This is a genomic window from Bacillus bingmayongensis, assembly GCF_000299035.1.
GTDB classification, from domain to species: domain Bacteria; phylum Bacillota; class Bacilli; order Bacillales; family Bacillaceae_G; genus Bacillus_A; species Bacillus_A bingmayongensis.
The window spans coordinates 94,729-110,234 of the sequence record NZ_JH921517.1 but is presented as its reverse complement, the minus strand read 5'-3'; the positions used below and the strand labels follow the sequence as shown (position 1 = coordinate 110,234).

Below are 15,506 nucleotides of genomic sequence, written 5' to 3'. Positions count from 1 at the left end.
TTATTGCTCCTTTCCACCAAAAACAAGTTCAAATGTTTAAACTCGTAAACTTAAAGGCTAAAAAAAATTAGTAGTTTGATTCTACTGCTACAATCAAATCCTTAATTTGCTTTAAAAATTCTCGTGCACTTATAGCATAAAATATCTCTTTTCCATTTCGATCAGCTGTAATTAATTCCGCCTGTTTTAAAATTTTCAAATGATGAGAAACAGCAGGCCTTGAAATGCCCATTCTATCTGTTATTTGAGTTACATTCAGACTTTTATTTTCAAGTAACATCATAATAATTTGTTGACGATTTATATCTCCCAAAGCCTGAAATATAGGTGTTGTTAATTTAAATTTCTCCAAAACAACCTCTGTATTTTTACATTCAAAATGTTCCATATTCTTTTCATCCTTACCATTTCATATAGTCACTATATTGTGTAATATATTACCATTTATATTTTAATCTTATTGAAGGGATTTGTAAATAAATTAATCTAATGTTCTGATATTTTAACCCACAAAAAAGTGAAGTTGGGCGACAATTCTCTTATGCCTAACTTCACTTAACCTTTATATAATAAGAAAGACGCCTGTCATGCAGGCGTCTTGATGCGTTTACGGCGAGAGACCAGGCGGCCACATCCGCGTGTTTAGCACTTAAGCATATCTCTCGTCTTACGTAAATTAGCTCATCGCTTTGCTAATATAACATTAATATAACAAGAAAGCAAGGTACTCATAGAAATATTTTATTACCTTTTTACACCAGTATTTATTCCTACAGCCACTTTTCTGAATTCAAACTAGAAAGGTGACTTTTATTTATTATGTATCCCCACCACAAAAGCAAATTATAAATTGATTAATGTAATATATATGTTACAATTAATGTGGATATAATGAAAAATCTGGTAAACAGGGGTGAGTCTATTGAAAAAAATAAAAGACGAACGTTTAATCCTCCAAAATTTGAAAAACATTCGAATCGCATTTCTCTTTCAAACACTTGGTATGATAGGTATTTTAGGATATATTGGCTTTAATGAAGGCATAGATCAAATTACACAATCTCCATTATGGTTATTATTGATGCTAACAAGTATACTTCTCACCTATTTACAAATGGGAATCTCTATTGATGCAGAAGAAAATGAAAAAGGAATGAAAACAACTCCTTATTACAAACTTGTTTTACGCTCTGCTATCGTAGGAATCATTTTTGCTATTATTTATGTTATTTTCAGTCCTGAAAGACCGATATGGGAAGCCATTCTTATGGGAAGTATTCTCTTCTTATGCTTTTTAGCTTCTTATTCTGTTAGTTACTTTATCAAGAAAAAACGGATACAGGATATGGAGGAATAATCTTCTCCACCGCCGTTTTATTATTTACGAAAATAAAAAGGGAAAGGCATAGACCTTTCCCTTTTTTTCGTTATCGCACTGTACCAGTTAGACCATTACGGATGTCTCGGAACAACTCTGTTATATCACGATTTAAATCGTTTGTAACTGTTCCATTACGCAAACGTGTATTCATTGCATCAACACGATCAAACATGTCATTTTTAACAGTTACATAGACATTACGGTTTCTTACATCTTGAGCAACCGCTTGACGAATTTCATTTGCCATTGCTGTTTCATTTGTTACTGCACCACGTGGTTTTACCGCAATTACTACGTCATCTCCGCGTACAACAGTAGAAACACGATCTACATTATTCATACGCTTAACACGATTTGTAATTCTTTCTGCTGTTCTACCATCGTTGTTAATGTATGAATTATTCATTGTAATGTTACGAGTTGGATAAGGATTTGCAATTTGACCATGGTAATTTACATCACGGTAATAATTATATCCAACATCATCACGACGATCGTAAACATTATTATTCATTCGGTTACCATTACGATATGTTACATAATCAGTATATCGATCGGTACGCGTCACATTATTTCTATATGGACGTATATCATCATACGATGTACGCTCATAATTGTAAGTTGCATTACGATCATCCATCGCATTGTTATTATCAGGTGTACCACATGCAGCTAACGCACTGGTAACTAACAAAGAAGCGGCAATAATTTTAATCTTTTTACTCAATATAAAAACCCCCCTTGTTAGGTTGAACTTTTCTCTCGAAAAGCTCCCTCTTATAATGGGTAACAAAGGAGGTTTTTACACTTGTTAATATTTCACTAGGAATTTTCTAACACTACCTCGTTATCGTTAGCACAACTCTTTCTATTCCTCATCTTCTGCAAGTGGTTCTCCAAAAATTCCTGGCGGATCTTGCTGATAATTCACCGCACCCGGCTGCGGCGCATATGCAACTTGGGCTGTTGGATAATATGGCCCACCTGGCTGTGGGCTATATAGATTTCTTTCCTCACCACATCCACAATCTTCTTCTGCTGGCATCATTGGCGGAATGTTATTATCTGTAGGTGGTGGATATGGCATTGAAGTATGTTGCATTGGCATTTGGTGCGGTACCATTGGTACACCTTGTGTATACGGCATTTGATAATACGGATTTTGCTGTTGTTGATATGGCATTTGATAATATGGATATTGTTGTGGCATCATTGGCAGTGGTGGATTATTATCCATCATCGGCATCATATTCGGCATTTGGTTATTATCCATCATTGGCATCATATTTGGCATTTGGTTATTATCCATCATTGGCATTATATTCGGCATTTGGTTATTATCCATCATCGGCATTATATTCGGCATTTGGTTATTATCCATCATTGGCATTATATTTGGCATTTGGTTATTATCCATCATTGGCATCATATTCGGCATTTGGTTATTATCCATCATTGGCATCATATTCGGCATTTGGTTATTATCCATCATTGGCATCATATTCGGCATTTGGTTATTATCCATCATTGGCATCATATTCGGCATTTGGTTATTATCCATCATTGGCATCATATTCGGCATTTGGTTATTATCCATCATTGGCATCATATTCGGCATTTGGTTATTATCCATCATTGGCATCATATTCGGCATTTGGTTATTATCCATCATTGGCATCATATTCGGCATTTGGTTATTATCCATCATTGGCATCATATTCGGCATTTGGTTATTATCCATCATTGGCATCATATTCGGCATTTGGTTATTATCCATCATTGGCATCATATTCGGCATTTGGTTATTATCCATCATTGGCATCATATTCGGCATTTGGTTATTATCCATCATTGGCATCATATTCGGCATTTGGTTATTATCCATCATTGGCATCATATTCGGCATTTGGTTATTATCCATCATTGGCATCATATTCGGCATTTGGTTATTATCCATCATTGGCATCATATTCGGCATTTGGTTATTATCCATCATTGGCATCATATTCGGCATTTGGTTATTATCCATCATTGGCATCATATTCGGCATTTGGTTATTATCCATCATTGGCATCATATTCGGCATTTGGTTATTATCCATCATTGGCATCATATTCGGCATTTGGTTATTATCCATCATTGGCATCATATTCGGCATTTGATCATTATCCATCATTGGCATCATATTCGGCATTTGATCATTATCCATCATTGGCATCATATTCGGTGGTGGATTATTATCCATCATTGGCATCGTAATATTTGGTGGTGTTACTTTTGGAATAACAAAGTTTTCTTTTGTTACATCCGGTGACATTATATTGCCTACATTTTCTTTTTGAACTTGTGGTGAAACAACATTACTTATATTTTCTTTTTGGACTTGTGGCGAAACAACATTACTTACATTTTCTTTTTGAACTTGTGGTGACACTATGTTACCTACATTTTCCTTTTTCATTTGCGGTGACACTATGTTACCTACATTTTCCTTTTTCATTTGCGGTGACACTATGTTACCTACATTTTCCTTTTTCATTTGCGGTGACACTATATTATTAGGTTTCATCTTATTAATTTGTGGGGCAATTAACTCGCTTCCTTTTTTGATTACATCTGAAATTTTATAGTCTTTTTTAGGTTTAATTGGTGGTTGGGGTGGCTGTGGTAATATATTCACTGAAAACTTTGTACTTTCTTTTTCCACAGGCTTCTCTACCTTTTCTATAACTGGTGGCTTTTCAATTACAGCTGGTTTTTCAATGGCAGGAGGCTTTTGAATAGGTACCTTTTTTTGAATTGGTACTTCTTTCTGAATTGGCTTTTCTTTTTGTATTGGTACTTCTTTCTGAATCGGCTTTTCTTTTTGTATTGGTACTTCTTTCTGAATCGGCTTTTCTTTTTGTATTGGTACTTCTTTCTGAATCGGCTTTTCTTTTTGGACAGGCATTTCTTTTTGCGGCTTTATTTGCACTTCTTTTTGTGTTTGCTGCATAGCCGGTTGCTGCGTAATTGGTGCAGATGGATATAGAGTTTCTTCTTCCTCTTCTATTCCAAGCGGCGTAGGTGTCGCTGCAAATTCTTTTTGTTGTACCTCTTTTACATATTCTTTTGGAGGAGCTGAGCCAGCACCCATATTTTTTTTCACATGCACACTGCTAGATGGCACTTTTATTTTCATACCTGGCATAATCAAATCGGGATTACTGAGCTGCGTATTCGCCTTTTTTAACGCTTCAAAATCTGCCCCGTACTTTTTCGCAATTTTCCAAAGGGTATCCCCTTTTTGCACGATATGAATTTTCAAATTTTCCCCCTCCTGTATTACTTATCTATAAACAAAAATAACGTAAAGTGAAACTCTCCTCTATGGTTAACCACTCTAACTCTTACCGTTTAGTCATACACAATGTTGTACGAATATGAAAAAATACAATGATTCCCTCAACACAATGTATGACTATAATTAACTAATTATGTTTAATAAAAAAGCGACGGAAACCCGTCGCTTTTACCAGGCTGTGGAGAAAGTTTGCTCCACAGCCTATTTTTGTGTCTGAACCCTTTTTTATCTGTCAACAATGATAAAAAGAGGAAAAGGAGCGATTTATTATGATGGGTGCATTGAAAAATCATCGCGATGAGCGTGTATCAGTTTCTGTTGAAGAGTTAGTTCCACAAGATCATTTTCTTCGTGCAATTGAAGCGACTATTAATTTTGATTTTATCGAGGAAAAGTTACGTCCTTATTATTGTGAAAACAATGGTCGCCCTTCTATTCATCCTATCGTCTTATTCAAAATGATGTTTATTGGCTATTTTTATGGTATTCGATCTGAACGTCAATTAGAAAAAGAGATTAAAACTAATATTGCGTATCGTTGGTTTTTAGGGTTTTCTTTATCGGATTCAGTACCAGACCACTCCACAATCAGTTGGAACCGTCGTACTCGTTTTATTCATACAAATATTTTTGAAGAAATCTTTAATGAAATTGTACGTCAAGCGATGGAACATCGTATGGTGGGTGGGCGCGCATTGATGACAGATTCAACTCATGTGAAAGCAAACGCAAATAAAAATAAATTTGTACACAAAGTAAAAAAAGAGCGCCCTAAATTATATATGGAAGAATTAGAAGCGGCAGTTATAAAAGATAGGGAAAAACACGGAAAAAAGAATTAAAACCAAGAAAGGAACGTGATACCCCAATCAAAAAAACACGTGTAAGTACAACAGATCCAGATAGTGGCTTTTTAATGCGAGATGGAAAACCGAACGGTTTTCATTTCTTAGATCATCGTACAACGGATGCGAAATATAATGTGATTACAGATACATTTATTACGGCTGGAAATGTAGCGGATTCCGAGCCGTATTTAGAGCGACTTCAAGCACAAGTTGATAAGTTTGGATTTCAAATAGAAGCAGTGGCACTTGATGCTGGCTACTTTACAGGTTATATCTGCAAAAAATTATCGGAACAGAATATATTTATGGTGATGGGGTATCGCCGGTTTGGAAAAAGAAATAAAGACGTACCAAAAAGCCAATTTAAATACGAAAAAGAAACAGATGTATTTGCCTGTCCAATGGGATGTATTTTAGAATATGCGACAACCGATCGAGAAGGATATCGCCAATATAAGTCTAATCCAACAGATTGCGCAGTTTGTCCGTTGCGTAACAAATGTTTCTCAGAGAAACAAAAACAGAAGGTCATTACACATCACATTTGGGAAGAGTATAAAGATATTGCACGAAAAAACAAATTAACAAGTACAGGTAAAAAACTATATAAGGTACGCTGTTCTACTATTGAACGAAGCTTCGCGGATGCCAAAGAGCTACATGGCTATCGATACGCTCGGTTCCGGGGGCTGAAGTCTGTCCAAATGCAGGCTTATCTCACCGCAGCTTGCCAAAACATGAAAAAAATAGCCCTTCACCTGACCAAAAAGGGTCAGGTGAAGGGCTATTTTTCTAGCTTCTATCACTTTTTATTGTTTTCATTCACTAAAATATTAAAAAAATTCCAGAGTGTCGGAAACCCTAAAGGGTTTCCCAACACTCTGAAAAAAGCGACGGAAACCCGTCGCTTTTACACACGCTCTAACATACGATTTAAAGCAAGGACTGCTTCTCTTGTCACCTGCTTATCTACTTGAATGACATTGATTTCCTCTCCACGCTCTATCGTTTCTAACGCCCACAACAAATGTGGTAAATCAATGCGATTCATCGTTAAACAAGGACACATAAAAGGATTTAATGAAATAATTTCTTTATCAGGGTGTTGATGAATAATCCGATTGACTAAGTTCATCTCTGTACCAATTGCCCACTTGCTCCCAGATGGTGCTTGTTCAATCATATCGATAATATATTTTGTTGATCCTGCATAGTCAGAAGCTGCTACCACTTCATAACAACATTCTGGATGAACAATAATATTCATATCAGGATGATTTTTCCGCACACTTTCAATATTTTTGACAGTGAAATTTTGATGAACAGAACAATGTCCTTTCCATAAAATCACCTTTACCTCTTCTATATCCCCATCATACTCTAATGAATCTGTATGCGGATCCCAAACCGCCATTTTATCTAATGGAATACCTAAGTCATACGCTGTATTTCTTCCTAAGTGCTGATCTGGTAAAAAGACAAGACGCTCTTTTTGAGTAAATGCCCAAGACACCATTTTTTTAGCGTTGGAAGACGTTACCGTTGCACCGCCATTACGACCGCAAAATGCCTTAATAGCTGCCGTAGAATTAACATATGTCAATGGAATCATCGTATCTCCAAATAACTGCGTAAGTTCTTTCCAAGCTCGTTCTGTTTGTTCAATATCTGCCATATCCGCCATGGAACAGCCAGCACGCATATCTGGTAAAATAACAACCTGTTCATCTGTCGTTAGCATATCTGCTGTTTCAGCCATAAAATGCACACCACAAAATACGATATATTTTGCCGCTTTATTGCTAGCTGCTACTTGGGCAAGTTGCAATGAATCGCCTGCAGCATCTGAAAATTGAACGACCTCATCCTTTTGATAATGATGTCCAGGAATAAATAACGCTTCCCCCAGTTTTTCTTTAATTTCACGAACACGCTCTTCCATTTCTCGCACAGACATCATTTGATAACGCTCTGGTAACATTGTTTCGATTGGCTGAACCTTCTCTAAAATACTCATCGATAATCTCCCCCTCTAACCCTCTCGCCTTAAACTTCAATATTAAAGCTAATATCTAACGCCTTTACAGAATGTGTTAATAACCCAAGTGAAATATAATCTACCCCTGTTTTGCCGTATTTTGATAATTTTTCAATTGTAATGCCCCCCGATGCTTCTGTCACAATTGCACTTGGAACAATTTTAGAAAACTCTCGAACTTCTTCCGGTGTACGATTGTCGAACATAATAATGTCTGCTCCTGCAGCAACCGCTTCGCGCACTTGTTCTTCGGTCTCCGTTTCCACTTCAACTTTCACCATATGTCCAAGCTTTTCTTTTACAGATGTGACTGCCTTTGTAATAGACCCTGCAAAAGCAATATGGTTATCTTTAATCATGACACCATCGTATAATCCGAAGCGATGATTAAATCCACCTCCGCATACAACCGCATATTTATCAAACATGCGTAGTCCTGGTATTGTTTTTCTCGTATCACAAATGCGGGTATGGTCACTTTCTAACGCACGAACCGCTCTTTGTGTCATCGTCGCCACGCCACTCATACGCTGAATCACATTTAATATAACGCGCTCTGCTGTTAATAACGAGACAATCGGGCCTTGTACAGTCGCTAAAGTGTCGCCCTTTTCTACGAAATCCCCATCTTTTTTATGAAGCGCGATTTGGATTCTGTCATCTATTAATCGAAACCCTTGTTCAATTACCGCTGTCCCGGCAAATACTCCTGTATCTTTCGCAAGGAATGTCCCTTTTGCCTTTAAGTTATCAGGAAAGATAAGCTGCGATGTTACATCCCTTTCTCCAATGTCTTCTAGAAAAAAACTTTCTAATGCTTTTCTTACCTTTAACGTGTTCATAAAACCCCTCTTCCTCTCGTTACACAAATTGTAATTTTTTATTTGCAACAATAATTTCTTGCGTTATTTTATTTCGGCTTGGGTAATCTTCACGATAGTGACCACCTATGCTCTCTTTTCTTTGCAGTGCAGCCTCTACAATGAGCCCACAAACTGTTAACATGTTTATAATTGTTATCTCTTCATTTGTAAGAGCATCGTATTGTAATTGCATATTTTGAACACGATACTGATCAAACCATGTCTGCGCATACAATAAATTCTTTTCTGTTCGCACAATTCCGACATACTTTATCATGTACTCTTGTATTTCTCTTTTTGTTGGTAACTGAGGAATTACGGGATTTCCATGTATCCCTTCGTTACTATTTATCTTTCCTTGTACTGGATGAGCTAAAATATGTGTTCCAATTCGTCTCCCGAACACAAGCCCTTCTAACAACGAATTGCTCGCTAATCGGTTCGCACCATGAACACCGTTACAGGCTACTTCACCGACAGCATATAATTGTGCAATGGATGTTTCTCCGTCACAATTCGTTTTCACACCGCCCATATGAAAATGAGCACCAGGTACAACCGGTATTCTATTTTGGTTTACATCTATACCATTCTTTTTGCATAATGCTGATACAGTAGGAAAACGCTCTTCAAAGTTTTGAATAGAAGAAATATCCAAGTATACACTTTCACCTGCAAGAAGTTGTTCGTGAATCGCCCGCGCCACTATGTCACGTGGTGCAAGATCGTGCTGCGGATGTACATCCAGCATAAAACGCTGTCCTTTTTCATTTAACAGGACAGCCCCTTCACCTCGCACCGCTTCTGAAACAAGTCCACAGCACTGTCCGCCTACATATAACATCGTTGGGTGAAATTGGACAAATTCTAAATCAACAAGCTCTCCACCAGCTCGGTACACGATTGCTAGTCCGTCACCTGTAATCGTCTTATCGTTAGACGTAAATGCATACACACCTCCAATACCACCTGTAGCTAATACAGTATGTTCAGCATAGTAACGTTGTATATTGCCTTCACTATCACGGGTTACAACACCGTAACATGTTTCATTTTCTATAATTAAATCGAGCACCATTTCCTGCTCCACTACCGTAACGCAAGGAGCTACTTCCTTAATCAAATGCTCTAATAAGTTTTTTCCTGTTGCATCTCCCCCAGCGTGTAAAATACGTCGTTTTCGATGCGCACCTTCTTTTCCAAGATGAGGCCCTTTTTCATCCCCATCAAATTTCATTCCATTTGTAATGAGCTTACGAATCTCTTTCGGCCCTTCTTCAACTAAATATTGAACTGCTTCTTCGTTGTTATAGCCACAACCAGCCGCTACCGTATCTTCGTAATGAGCATTCGCATTGTCATAGGTAGCTACAGCTGCTGCAATTCCCCCCTGTGCTAAATGCGTGTTGTTATTTCGCTTTGATTTTTTTGTGATAATCATCACATTCTTTTCGTGACAAATCTCTTTCGCAACACTAAGTGCTGCAACACCACTTCCGATAATTAAGACATCTGCACTTGGCATGATCATTGCCTCCTAGTTTACACTTTTCAACTGTCTTGACACCTATATTTACATAGATTTAAAATAATGACAAGAGTTTTTTAGAAAGTAATATTTTCATTACGGAATTCAGAGAAATCCTCACGCTACTTTAAAATAAAAAACGAATGTAACTCTACTATAGAGAGGACTATACGTTATGATATATCTTGACTATGCAGCAACAACACCAATGAGCAAAGAAGCGATTGACACATATACAAAAGCAGCAGAGCAATATTTTGGTAATGAACAAAGCTTACACGATATCGGGGGAACAGCTTCTTCTTTACTACAAGTTTGCAGGGCATCATTTGCACAAATGATTGGAGGAAAAGAACAAGGCGTATTTTTCACAAGCGGTGGTTCTGAATCTAATTATCTTGCAATACAGTCGCTCTTAAATGCAAAAAACGGCAAGCACATTCTCACATCGCCAATGGAGCACGCATCGATTCGCAGCTACTTTCAATCATTAACAAAGCAAGGATATACAATTACAGAAATTCCTGTGGATTCATGCGGCCTTATTAACCTTGGAGCTTTAGAAACAGCAATAACAGACGATACCGTTTTAGCAAGTATTCAACACGGTAATTCTGAAATTGGAACGATTCAACCTATCAGTGAAATTGGCGCACTCCTAAAAAAACACCATATTTTATTTCATACAGATTGTGTACAAACATTTGGTAAACTCCCTATTGATGTTACAGCGATGCAAATTGATAGCCTTTCCGTGTCCGCCCATAAGATTTACGGACCAAAAGGTGTAGGAGCTTGCTATATAAACCCGCAAGTTCGCTGGGGGCAAGTCTTCCCAGGGACATCTCATGAAAAAGGATTTCGTCCTGGTACTGTCAATGTTCCTGGCATTGCGTCTTTCTTAACAGCAGCGCAAGATATATTGCATAATCGCGAAGAAGAACGTGCTCGCTTTCAACAATTGAGAAGTTATTTTATCGAACAGTTACAGCATCTACCGATAGAAATTCAAGTGGAAGGACATTCTACTGCTTGTTTACCTCATATTATTGGGGTTACAATAAAGGGAATAGAAGGTCAGTACACGATGTTAGAATGCAATCGCCATGGCATTGCCATTTCAACAGGAAGCGCATGCCAAGTCGGCAAACAAGAACCTTCAAAAACAATGCTTGCAATTGGAAAAACGTATGAAGAGGCAAAACAGTACGTCCGCTTTTCATTTGGACTTCACACAACAAAAGAACATATTGATACAACCATTCATGCACTACACACAATTGGAAATCAATTTTATAGAGGTGTTAAATTATAATGAAACAAAATGATCAAAAAAAAATTTTAGGAGAAGAAAGAAGGCAGCTCATCCTCGAGTGGCTCCTTGCAGCTAATGAACCGTTATCGGGGAGTGAGTTATCAAAGAAAACAAATGTTAGCAGGCAAGTTATTGTGCAAGATATCTCCTTGCTAAAAGCACGAAATGAACCAATTATCGCAACTGCACAAGGGTACTTATATTTAAAACCGCAGGCGAAGCAACATACATTTGAACGCGTCATCGTTTGCCAGCATAAACCAGCAGAAGTCCGCCAAGAACTAACAACTCTTGTTGATCATGGGGTTACCATTAAAGATGTGAAAGTAGAACATCCTGTATACGGCGACTTAACAGCTTCGATTATGGTAAGCAACCGCTTTGATGTTGAACAATATTTACAAAAGATTGAAGATACAAAGGCATCTTATCTATCTCAATTAACAGATGGGATTCACTTGCATACAATTGAAGCAGATTCCACTGAAAAATTAAACGCTGCTTGCGATGCACTAGACCGCGCTGGATTTCTTGTTTATTAAAATAAAAGCACAGAGAGTTTCATTCTTCTCTGTGCTTTTATTTGTGAAATGATATAATATTGAAATCTATTATAAAGGGGGATAATATATGGGGATTGAACTTATTCACTTTAGCACCGGCAAACCGAAACAAATGCAATATGGAGAAAACAAAGAAATGACAACAGGCATCTGTAAAGAGCTTACAGAAGAAGCCTTTCTATCAAAAGATGGCTTTCACGGAGATGGTGTAGCTGACCTAAGGTTTCATGGTGGGCCTGATCGCGCTGTTTGTGTCTACCCACATGAACATTACGCACTATGGGAACAAGAATTTCAAACAAATCTCCCACCCTCTACATTTGGCGAAAATATTACCGTAACAAATATGTTAGAACGTAATGTTTTCATCGGTGATACATTTCAATTAGGCGAGGCGGTCATTCAAATTACACAAGGACGCGTACCATGTAGTACTATCTCAAAAAGAGTCGGCATCCCTAGCATTTTACCACGCATTGTAGAAACTGGTTATACCGGCTATTTATGTCGAGTTCTTCAAGAAGGTGTCGTTCGCAAAGACTCACAACTACAACTACTAGAGCGCCATCCACATCAAGTGTCTATTCTATTTTCTAACGAAGTATATTTTCATAGACGGAAAGATAAAGAGGCAACGGAAAAAATTCTTGCTGTTCCAGAGCTAGCAGAAGCTTGGCGCGAGCAACTAACAGAGCGACTGACGAAATTGAAGTAATATAAAAGTCCCACCTTTTCACCCGGTGGGACTTATTTATGGTTACAACCAATACGACGAATAGCTCCCCAGCACCGTAACAGAAAATCCTAGTGCCTCCAACTCCATCGTTACTCCTGGCAATAACACATCATCATACGCCTTATCAACATCAATTAAGAAAAAGTAATTACCAAGACCCGTTTTCATCGGACGGGATTCGATTTTCGATAAATTTAATTTTCGCCATGCGAAAGCCGATAATACTTGATAAAGTGCCCCTGCATAATCAGCAGGTAACGTTACCATCAAAGTCGTTTTCTCACCGCGGTTCTCACCATTTTTCGGCAATAATGCACGCTGTTTTTTATGTAACACGAGGAAACGCGTATGATTATTTTTATGCGTGTGAATATTGCGCTGCACAATTGTTAAATCATACTTCTCTGCTGCTGCTTCGTTTGCAATTGCCGCAATCCTCTCTTCCGGGTGTTCTTTCACATACTGCGCTGCTGCACTTGTCGATGTCATATCACGGACTGTTACACCCTTTAATTCCTCATTTAAAAACTTATGGCACTGCGCAATCGCATGTGGATGAGAATGCACTGCATATACTTCATTCCATATTTTTTCATAATTTGGGTGGACGAGCAAATGCTGCTGAATGGGCACTGTAATTTCCCCTACAATAAATAGCGGTTGTTCATGCACAAGATAATCAACCGTAATATTGACCGATCCTTCAATTGCATTTTCAAGTGGTACAACAGCGAAATCAACATTTCCATTTGCCGCAGCATCTATACAATCAGGAATCGTTCGATACGGTACATGCTCTGCTTCCGGAAAAAAACGACTCACCGCCATATTTGTAAATGTTGCTTCTGGTCCTAAATAGCCAACTCGAATCATCGTCTTTTCCCCTCTTTTTCGTTTTCTTACTGTTATACCATAAATATTTATATTCTTCTATGCAAATTTCGAATATTTTAAAAAGACTAGCACTTTCTGCTAGTCTATATATGTTTCATATATTCTTTTTGGGCGAAGAAGAAATAAATAACGCACGCTAAAAGATAAAACGCAATGACAACACATACTTTTAGAAATGAGTCCTCCATAAAAACTGTCCTATAGAACGTATATAACGCAACCGCACTATGCATACTTCCTGCTAAAATAGGGGAAAAGAATAGCACGCCTAATTGCCAACGAGAAATTTTCCATACTTCTTGCTTCGTCATTCCGATTTTAGATAGTGCTTGATATTGCTTCCGGTCAGATGAAATAGTATGAAACCACTTAAAATACACGATGCTACATGAAGTAAGAAAGAATAGTATACTGATAAACGAACCAATAAACAAAGTAAATTCACCTATCTCTTTCATACTCACATATAATTCCATATTATTTCGAAATGCACCGTCCTTGTTTTGTTTCATATTTTTACGTAAATCTTCGCTTAATTCCTTTGTATTTTCAATATTCCCTAATGTGTAGCCTCGATATATACTTTTTTCAGAGTCAGGAATTGTATTCGTTATATTAATAAAGTCTTGATCATTCATGACAAAAAACATCCCATTTACTTGATACGCATGATAATTAAATAGCGATCCTTCTTTTTGTCCGTTAAATGTATAATTGAACGTCTGCCCAAACACATTTAATCGAATCTTTTTCTTATTATATAAGAGAGATCTATACTTATCATAATAAACAAGGGTAACCGTTCCTCTTTTTGGAGAATATGTTTTCTGTCCTTGCTCTCTTGCCTCTTTATTATATTCACTCGCTCTTATTATAGTTGCCTCTGTATTTTCCCGATTATTAGACTGAAATGTTGTTTGTAATCCTACAAAAGTTGTATAACGAAATTTATGAAATCCATGTTTATGTAATAGATTTTCAACTGTGTCCTTATCAAAATTTTCATTAGATTGAGTACCTCTTTCTACATATGAAAAGGCTTGTGGCCCTCCTCCGCGCCACATATCTTGCATGCCCGAAAAATATAAGAAAATCGTACCCGTTGCCGTAACAACAACAGTCGTTGCCATAGATAAAAGAAAGAAAAAGCGTCCATTTTCCTTCATTCTATATGACAATTGATTCACTATAAATAAATAAGGATATGTATACATCATTTTTTTATTTCGTTTTATCATTTGCAGTATTTGTATTACTCCATGTGTAAATGAAAAGTATGTTCCAACAGAAATTAAAATAATAACTGGAATAAAATATAAAGCCATTGTTAGCAACGTCGCTTGTAAAGCTAAGCCGTAGCCTATCCCTAAACAAGCGAATCCTAGCAAACAGAGCCATTTCGAACTTTTGGCTTCGCTTTTATCCATACGAAATTCTTTTAATAAACGAATGACTTTTATATTCCATATATGTAGTGCACTCACAAATGATAAAACAAAAAAGACAATGACATATGTAATAAATGTTATGAACATAGCTTTTATATCAAAAATAAGTGTTAACTCTTGCGGAAGTCTAAGAAACATACTAAATACCATAAAAAAGAGCTTTAAAAATATCATGCCAATTCCAATACCAAAAATGTTAGCAAAAAGCCCCATCAAAATTTGTTCAGCCATTATCATACCAATTAAATTAGACTTCGTTGCTCCCATTAACATATATAGTCCTAATTCTTTCTTACGCGCTTGTATGAAAATAGAATTGGAATACAAAATAAATAAAACAAAGAAGCAAATAATAATGATATTACATATAATGAGTCCCCATCGTACATTTTGATACCACATCGTTTCTTGCATATAAGGATGCACAATTACTGACATATATACATAAGAAGCAAATATAGCAAAACAACTACTCAAGAAAAATACTTTATAACTCCGCCAATTCCCCCTTACATTTTGTATCGCTAGCTGCCTGATATTCATCTGCAT

General features: G+C 37.0%; 12 protein-coding genes and 2 pseudogenes. 5 read left to right on the top strand and 9 right to left on the bottom strand.

Annotated elements, in window-relative coordinates; translation table 11 throughout:
* Positions 1–67 precede the first annotated feature (67 nt).
* Positions 68–388, bottom strand: coding sequence for an ArsR/SmtB family transcription factor (locus tag Y7E_RS0107515; RefSeq protein WP_017150669.1), 321 nt, complete (start codon positions 386–388; stop codon positions 68–70).
* A 534-nt stretch (positions 389–922) separates the two neighbouring features.
* Here Y7E_RS0107515 and Y7E_RS0107510 point away from each other — a divergent pair.
* Positions 923–1,357, top strand: coding sequence for a hypothetical protein (locus tag Y7E_RS0107510; RefSeq protein WP_017150668.1), 435 nt, complete (start codon positions 923–925; stop codon positions 1,355–1,357).
* Between the two features lie 70 nt (positions 1,358–1,427).
* Here the strand turns inward: Y7E_RS0107510 and Y7E_RS0107505 are convergent, their stop codons facing one another.
* The 3 genes and pseudogenes from Y7E_RS0107505 to safA all read right to left on the bottom strand — a co-directional run.
* Entirely contained in the window at positions 1,428–2,108 is a 681-nt protein-coding gene (locus Y7E_RS0107505; protein WP_017150667.1) for a YhcN/YlaJ family sporulation lipoprotein, read from the bottom strand.
* 141 nt (positions 2,109–2,249) lie between these two features.
* Positions 2,250–4,061, bottom strand: coding sequence for a SafA/ExsA family spore coat assembly protein (locus Y7E_RS35130; RefSeq protein WP_479688695.1), 1,812 nt, complete (start codon positions 4,059–4,061; stop codon positions 2,250–2,252).
* A gap of 458 nt (positions 4,062–4,519) precedes the next feature.
* A pseudogene (gene safA, locus Y7E_RS34725) lies at positions 4,520–4,688 on the bottom strand (SafA/ExsA family spore coat assembly protein); the annotation flags it as partial.
* Between the two features lie 305 nt (positions 4,689–4,993).
* On the opposite strand from safA, the pseudogene Y7E_RS31505 reads away from it, so the two are divergent.
* Positions 4,994–6,363: pseudogene (locus Y7E_RS31505) on the top strand (IS1182 family transposase); the annotation flags it as partial.
* Between the two features lie 119 nt (positions 6,364–6,482).
* Here the strand turns inward: Y7E_RS31505 and nadA are convergent.
* Genes nadA through nadB form a run of 3 tightly spaced genes read right to left on the bottom strand, consistent with a single transcriptional unit; the run spans position 6,483 to position 9,998 of the window.
* Positions 6,483–7,589 (bottom strand): quinolinate synthase NadA, encoded by a 1,107-nt coding sequence (gene nadA / locus Y7E_RS0107485; protein WP_017150664.1) that lies wholly within the window; start codon positions 7,587–7,589, stop codon positions 6,483–6,485.
* A 29-nt stretch (positions 7,590–7,618) separates the two neighbouring features.
* On the bottom strand, positions 7,619–8,452 hold the full coding sequence (gene nadC / locus Y7E_RS0107480) for a carboxylating nicotinate-nucleotide diphosphorylase (RefSeq protein WP_017150663.1): 834 nt from the start codon (positions 8,450–8,452) through the stop codon (positions 7,619–7,621).
* A gap of 19 nt (positions 8,453–8,471) precedes the next feature.
* Complete coding sequence (gene nadB, locus Y7E_RS0107475) at positions 8,472–9,998, bottom strand: L-aspartate oxidase (RefSeq protein WP_017150662.1); 1,527 nt, start codon at positions 9,996–9,998, stop codon at positions 8,472–8,474.
* A gap of 178 nt (positions 9,999–10,176) precedes the next feature.
* On the opposite strand from nadB, the gene Y7E_RS0107470 reads away from it, so the two are divergent.
* The 3 genes from Y7E_RS0107470 to Y7E_RS0107460 all read left to right on the top strand — a co-directional run bounded on the left by Y7E_RS0107470 (position 10,177) and on the right by Y7E_RS0107460 (position 12,594).
* Positions 10,177–11,316 (top strand): IscS subfamily cysteine desulfurase, encoded by a 1,140-nt coding sequence (locus Y7E_RS0107470; protein WP_017150661.1) that lies wholly within the window; start codon positions 10,177–10,179, stop codon positions 11,314–11,316.
* Positions 11,316–11,858: a transcription repressor NadR gene (locus Y7E_RS0107465; RefSeq protein ID WP_017150660.1), complete on the top strand. Its 543-nt coding sequence runs from the start codon at positions 11,316–11,318 to the stop codon at positions 11,856–11,858. The genes Y7E_RS0107470 and Y7E_RS0107465 overlap by 1 nt, the downstream gene beginning before the upstream one ends.
* Before the next feature lie 88 nt (positions 11,859–11,946).
* The gene (locus Y7E_RS0107460) at positions 11,947–12,594 is read left to right on the top strand and encodes an MOSC domain-containing protein (RefSeq protein ID WP_017150659.1); all 648 of its coding nucleotides are present in this window, start codon (positions 11,947–11,949) and stop codon (positions 12,592–12,594) included.
* A gap of 42 nt (positions 12,595–12,636) precedes the next feature.
* On the opposite strand, the gene pheA is transcribed toward Y7E_RS0107460, so the two are convergent.
* Complete coding sequence (gene pheA / locus Y7E_RS0107455; protein ID WP_017150658.1) at positions 12,637–13,488, bottom strand: prephenate dehydratase; 852 nt, start codon at positions 13,486–13,488, stop codon at positions 12,637–12,639.
* 104 nt (positions 13,489–13,592) lie between these two features.
* Positions 13,593–15,500 (bottom strand): FtsX-like permease family protein, encoded by a 1,908-nt coding sequence (locus tag Y7E_RS0107450; protein WP_017150657.1) that lies wholly within the window; start codon positions 15,498–15,500, stop codon positions 13,593–13,595.
* Between the last annotated feature and the right edge of the window lie 6 nt (positions 15,501–15,506).

Coding starts and splice junctions, on each gene's coding strand:
- Y7E_RS0107515 (WP_017150669.1), bottom strand. CDS start 388: ATGGAACATTTTGAATGTAAAAATACAGAGGTTGTTTTGGAGAAATTT.
- nadA (WP_017150664.1), bottom strand. CDS start 7,589: ATGAGTATTTTAGAGAAGGTTCAGCCAATCGAAACAATGTTACCAGAG.
- nadC (WP_017150663.1), bottom strand. CDS start 8,452: ATGAACACGTTAAAGGTAAGAAAAGCATTAGAAAGTTTTTTTCTAGAA.
- nadB (WP_017150662.1), bottom strand. CDS start 9,998: ATGCCAAGTGCAGATGTCTTAATTATCGGAAGTGGTGTTGCAGCACTT.
- Y7E_RS0107470 (WP_017150661.1), top strand. CDS start 10,177: ATGATATATCTTGACTATGCAGCAACAACACCAATGAGCAAAGAAGCG.
- Y7E_RS0107465 (WP_017150660.1), top strand. CDS start 11,316: ATGAAACAAAATGATCAAAAAAAAATTTTAGGAGAAGAAAGAAGGCAG.
- Y7E_RS0107460 (WP_017150659.1), top strand. CDS start 11,947: ATGGGGATTGAACTTATTCACTTTAGCACCGGCAAACCGAAACAAATG.
- pheA (WP_017150658.1), bottom strand. CDS start 13,488: ATGATTCGAGTTGGCTATTTAGGACCAGAAGCAACATTTACAAATATG.
- Y7E_RS0107450 (WP_017150657.1), bottom strand. CDS start 15,500: ATGAATATCAGGCAGCTAGCGATACAAAATGTAAGGGGGAATTGGCGG.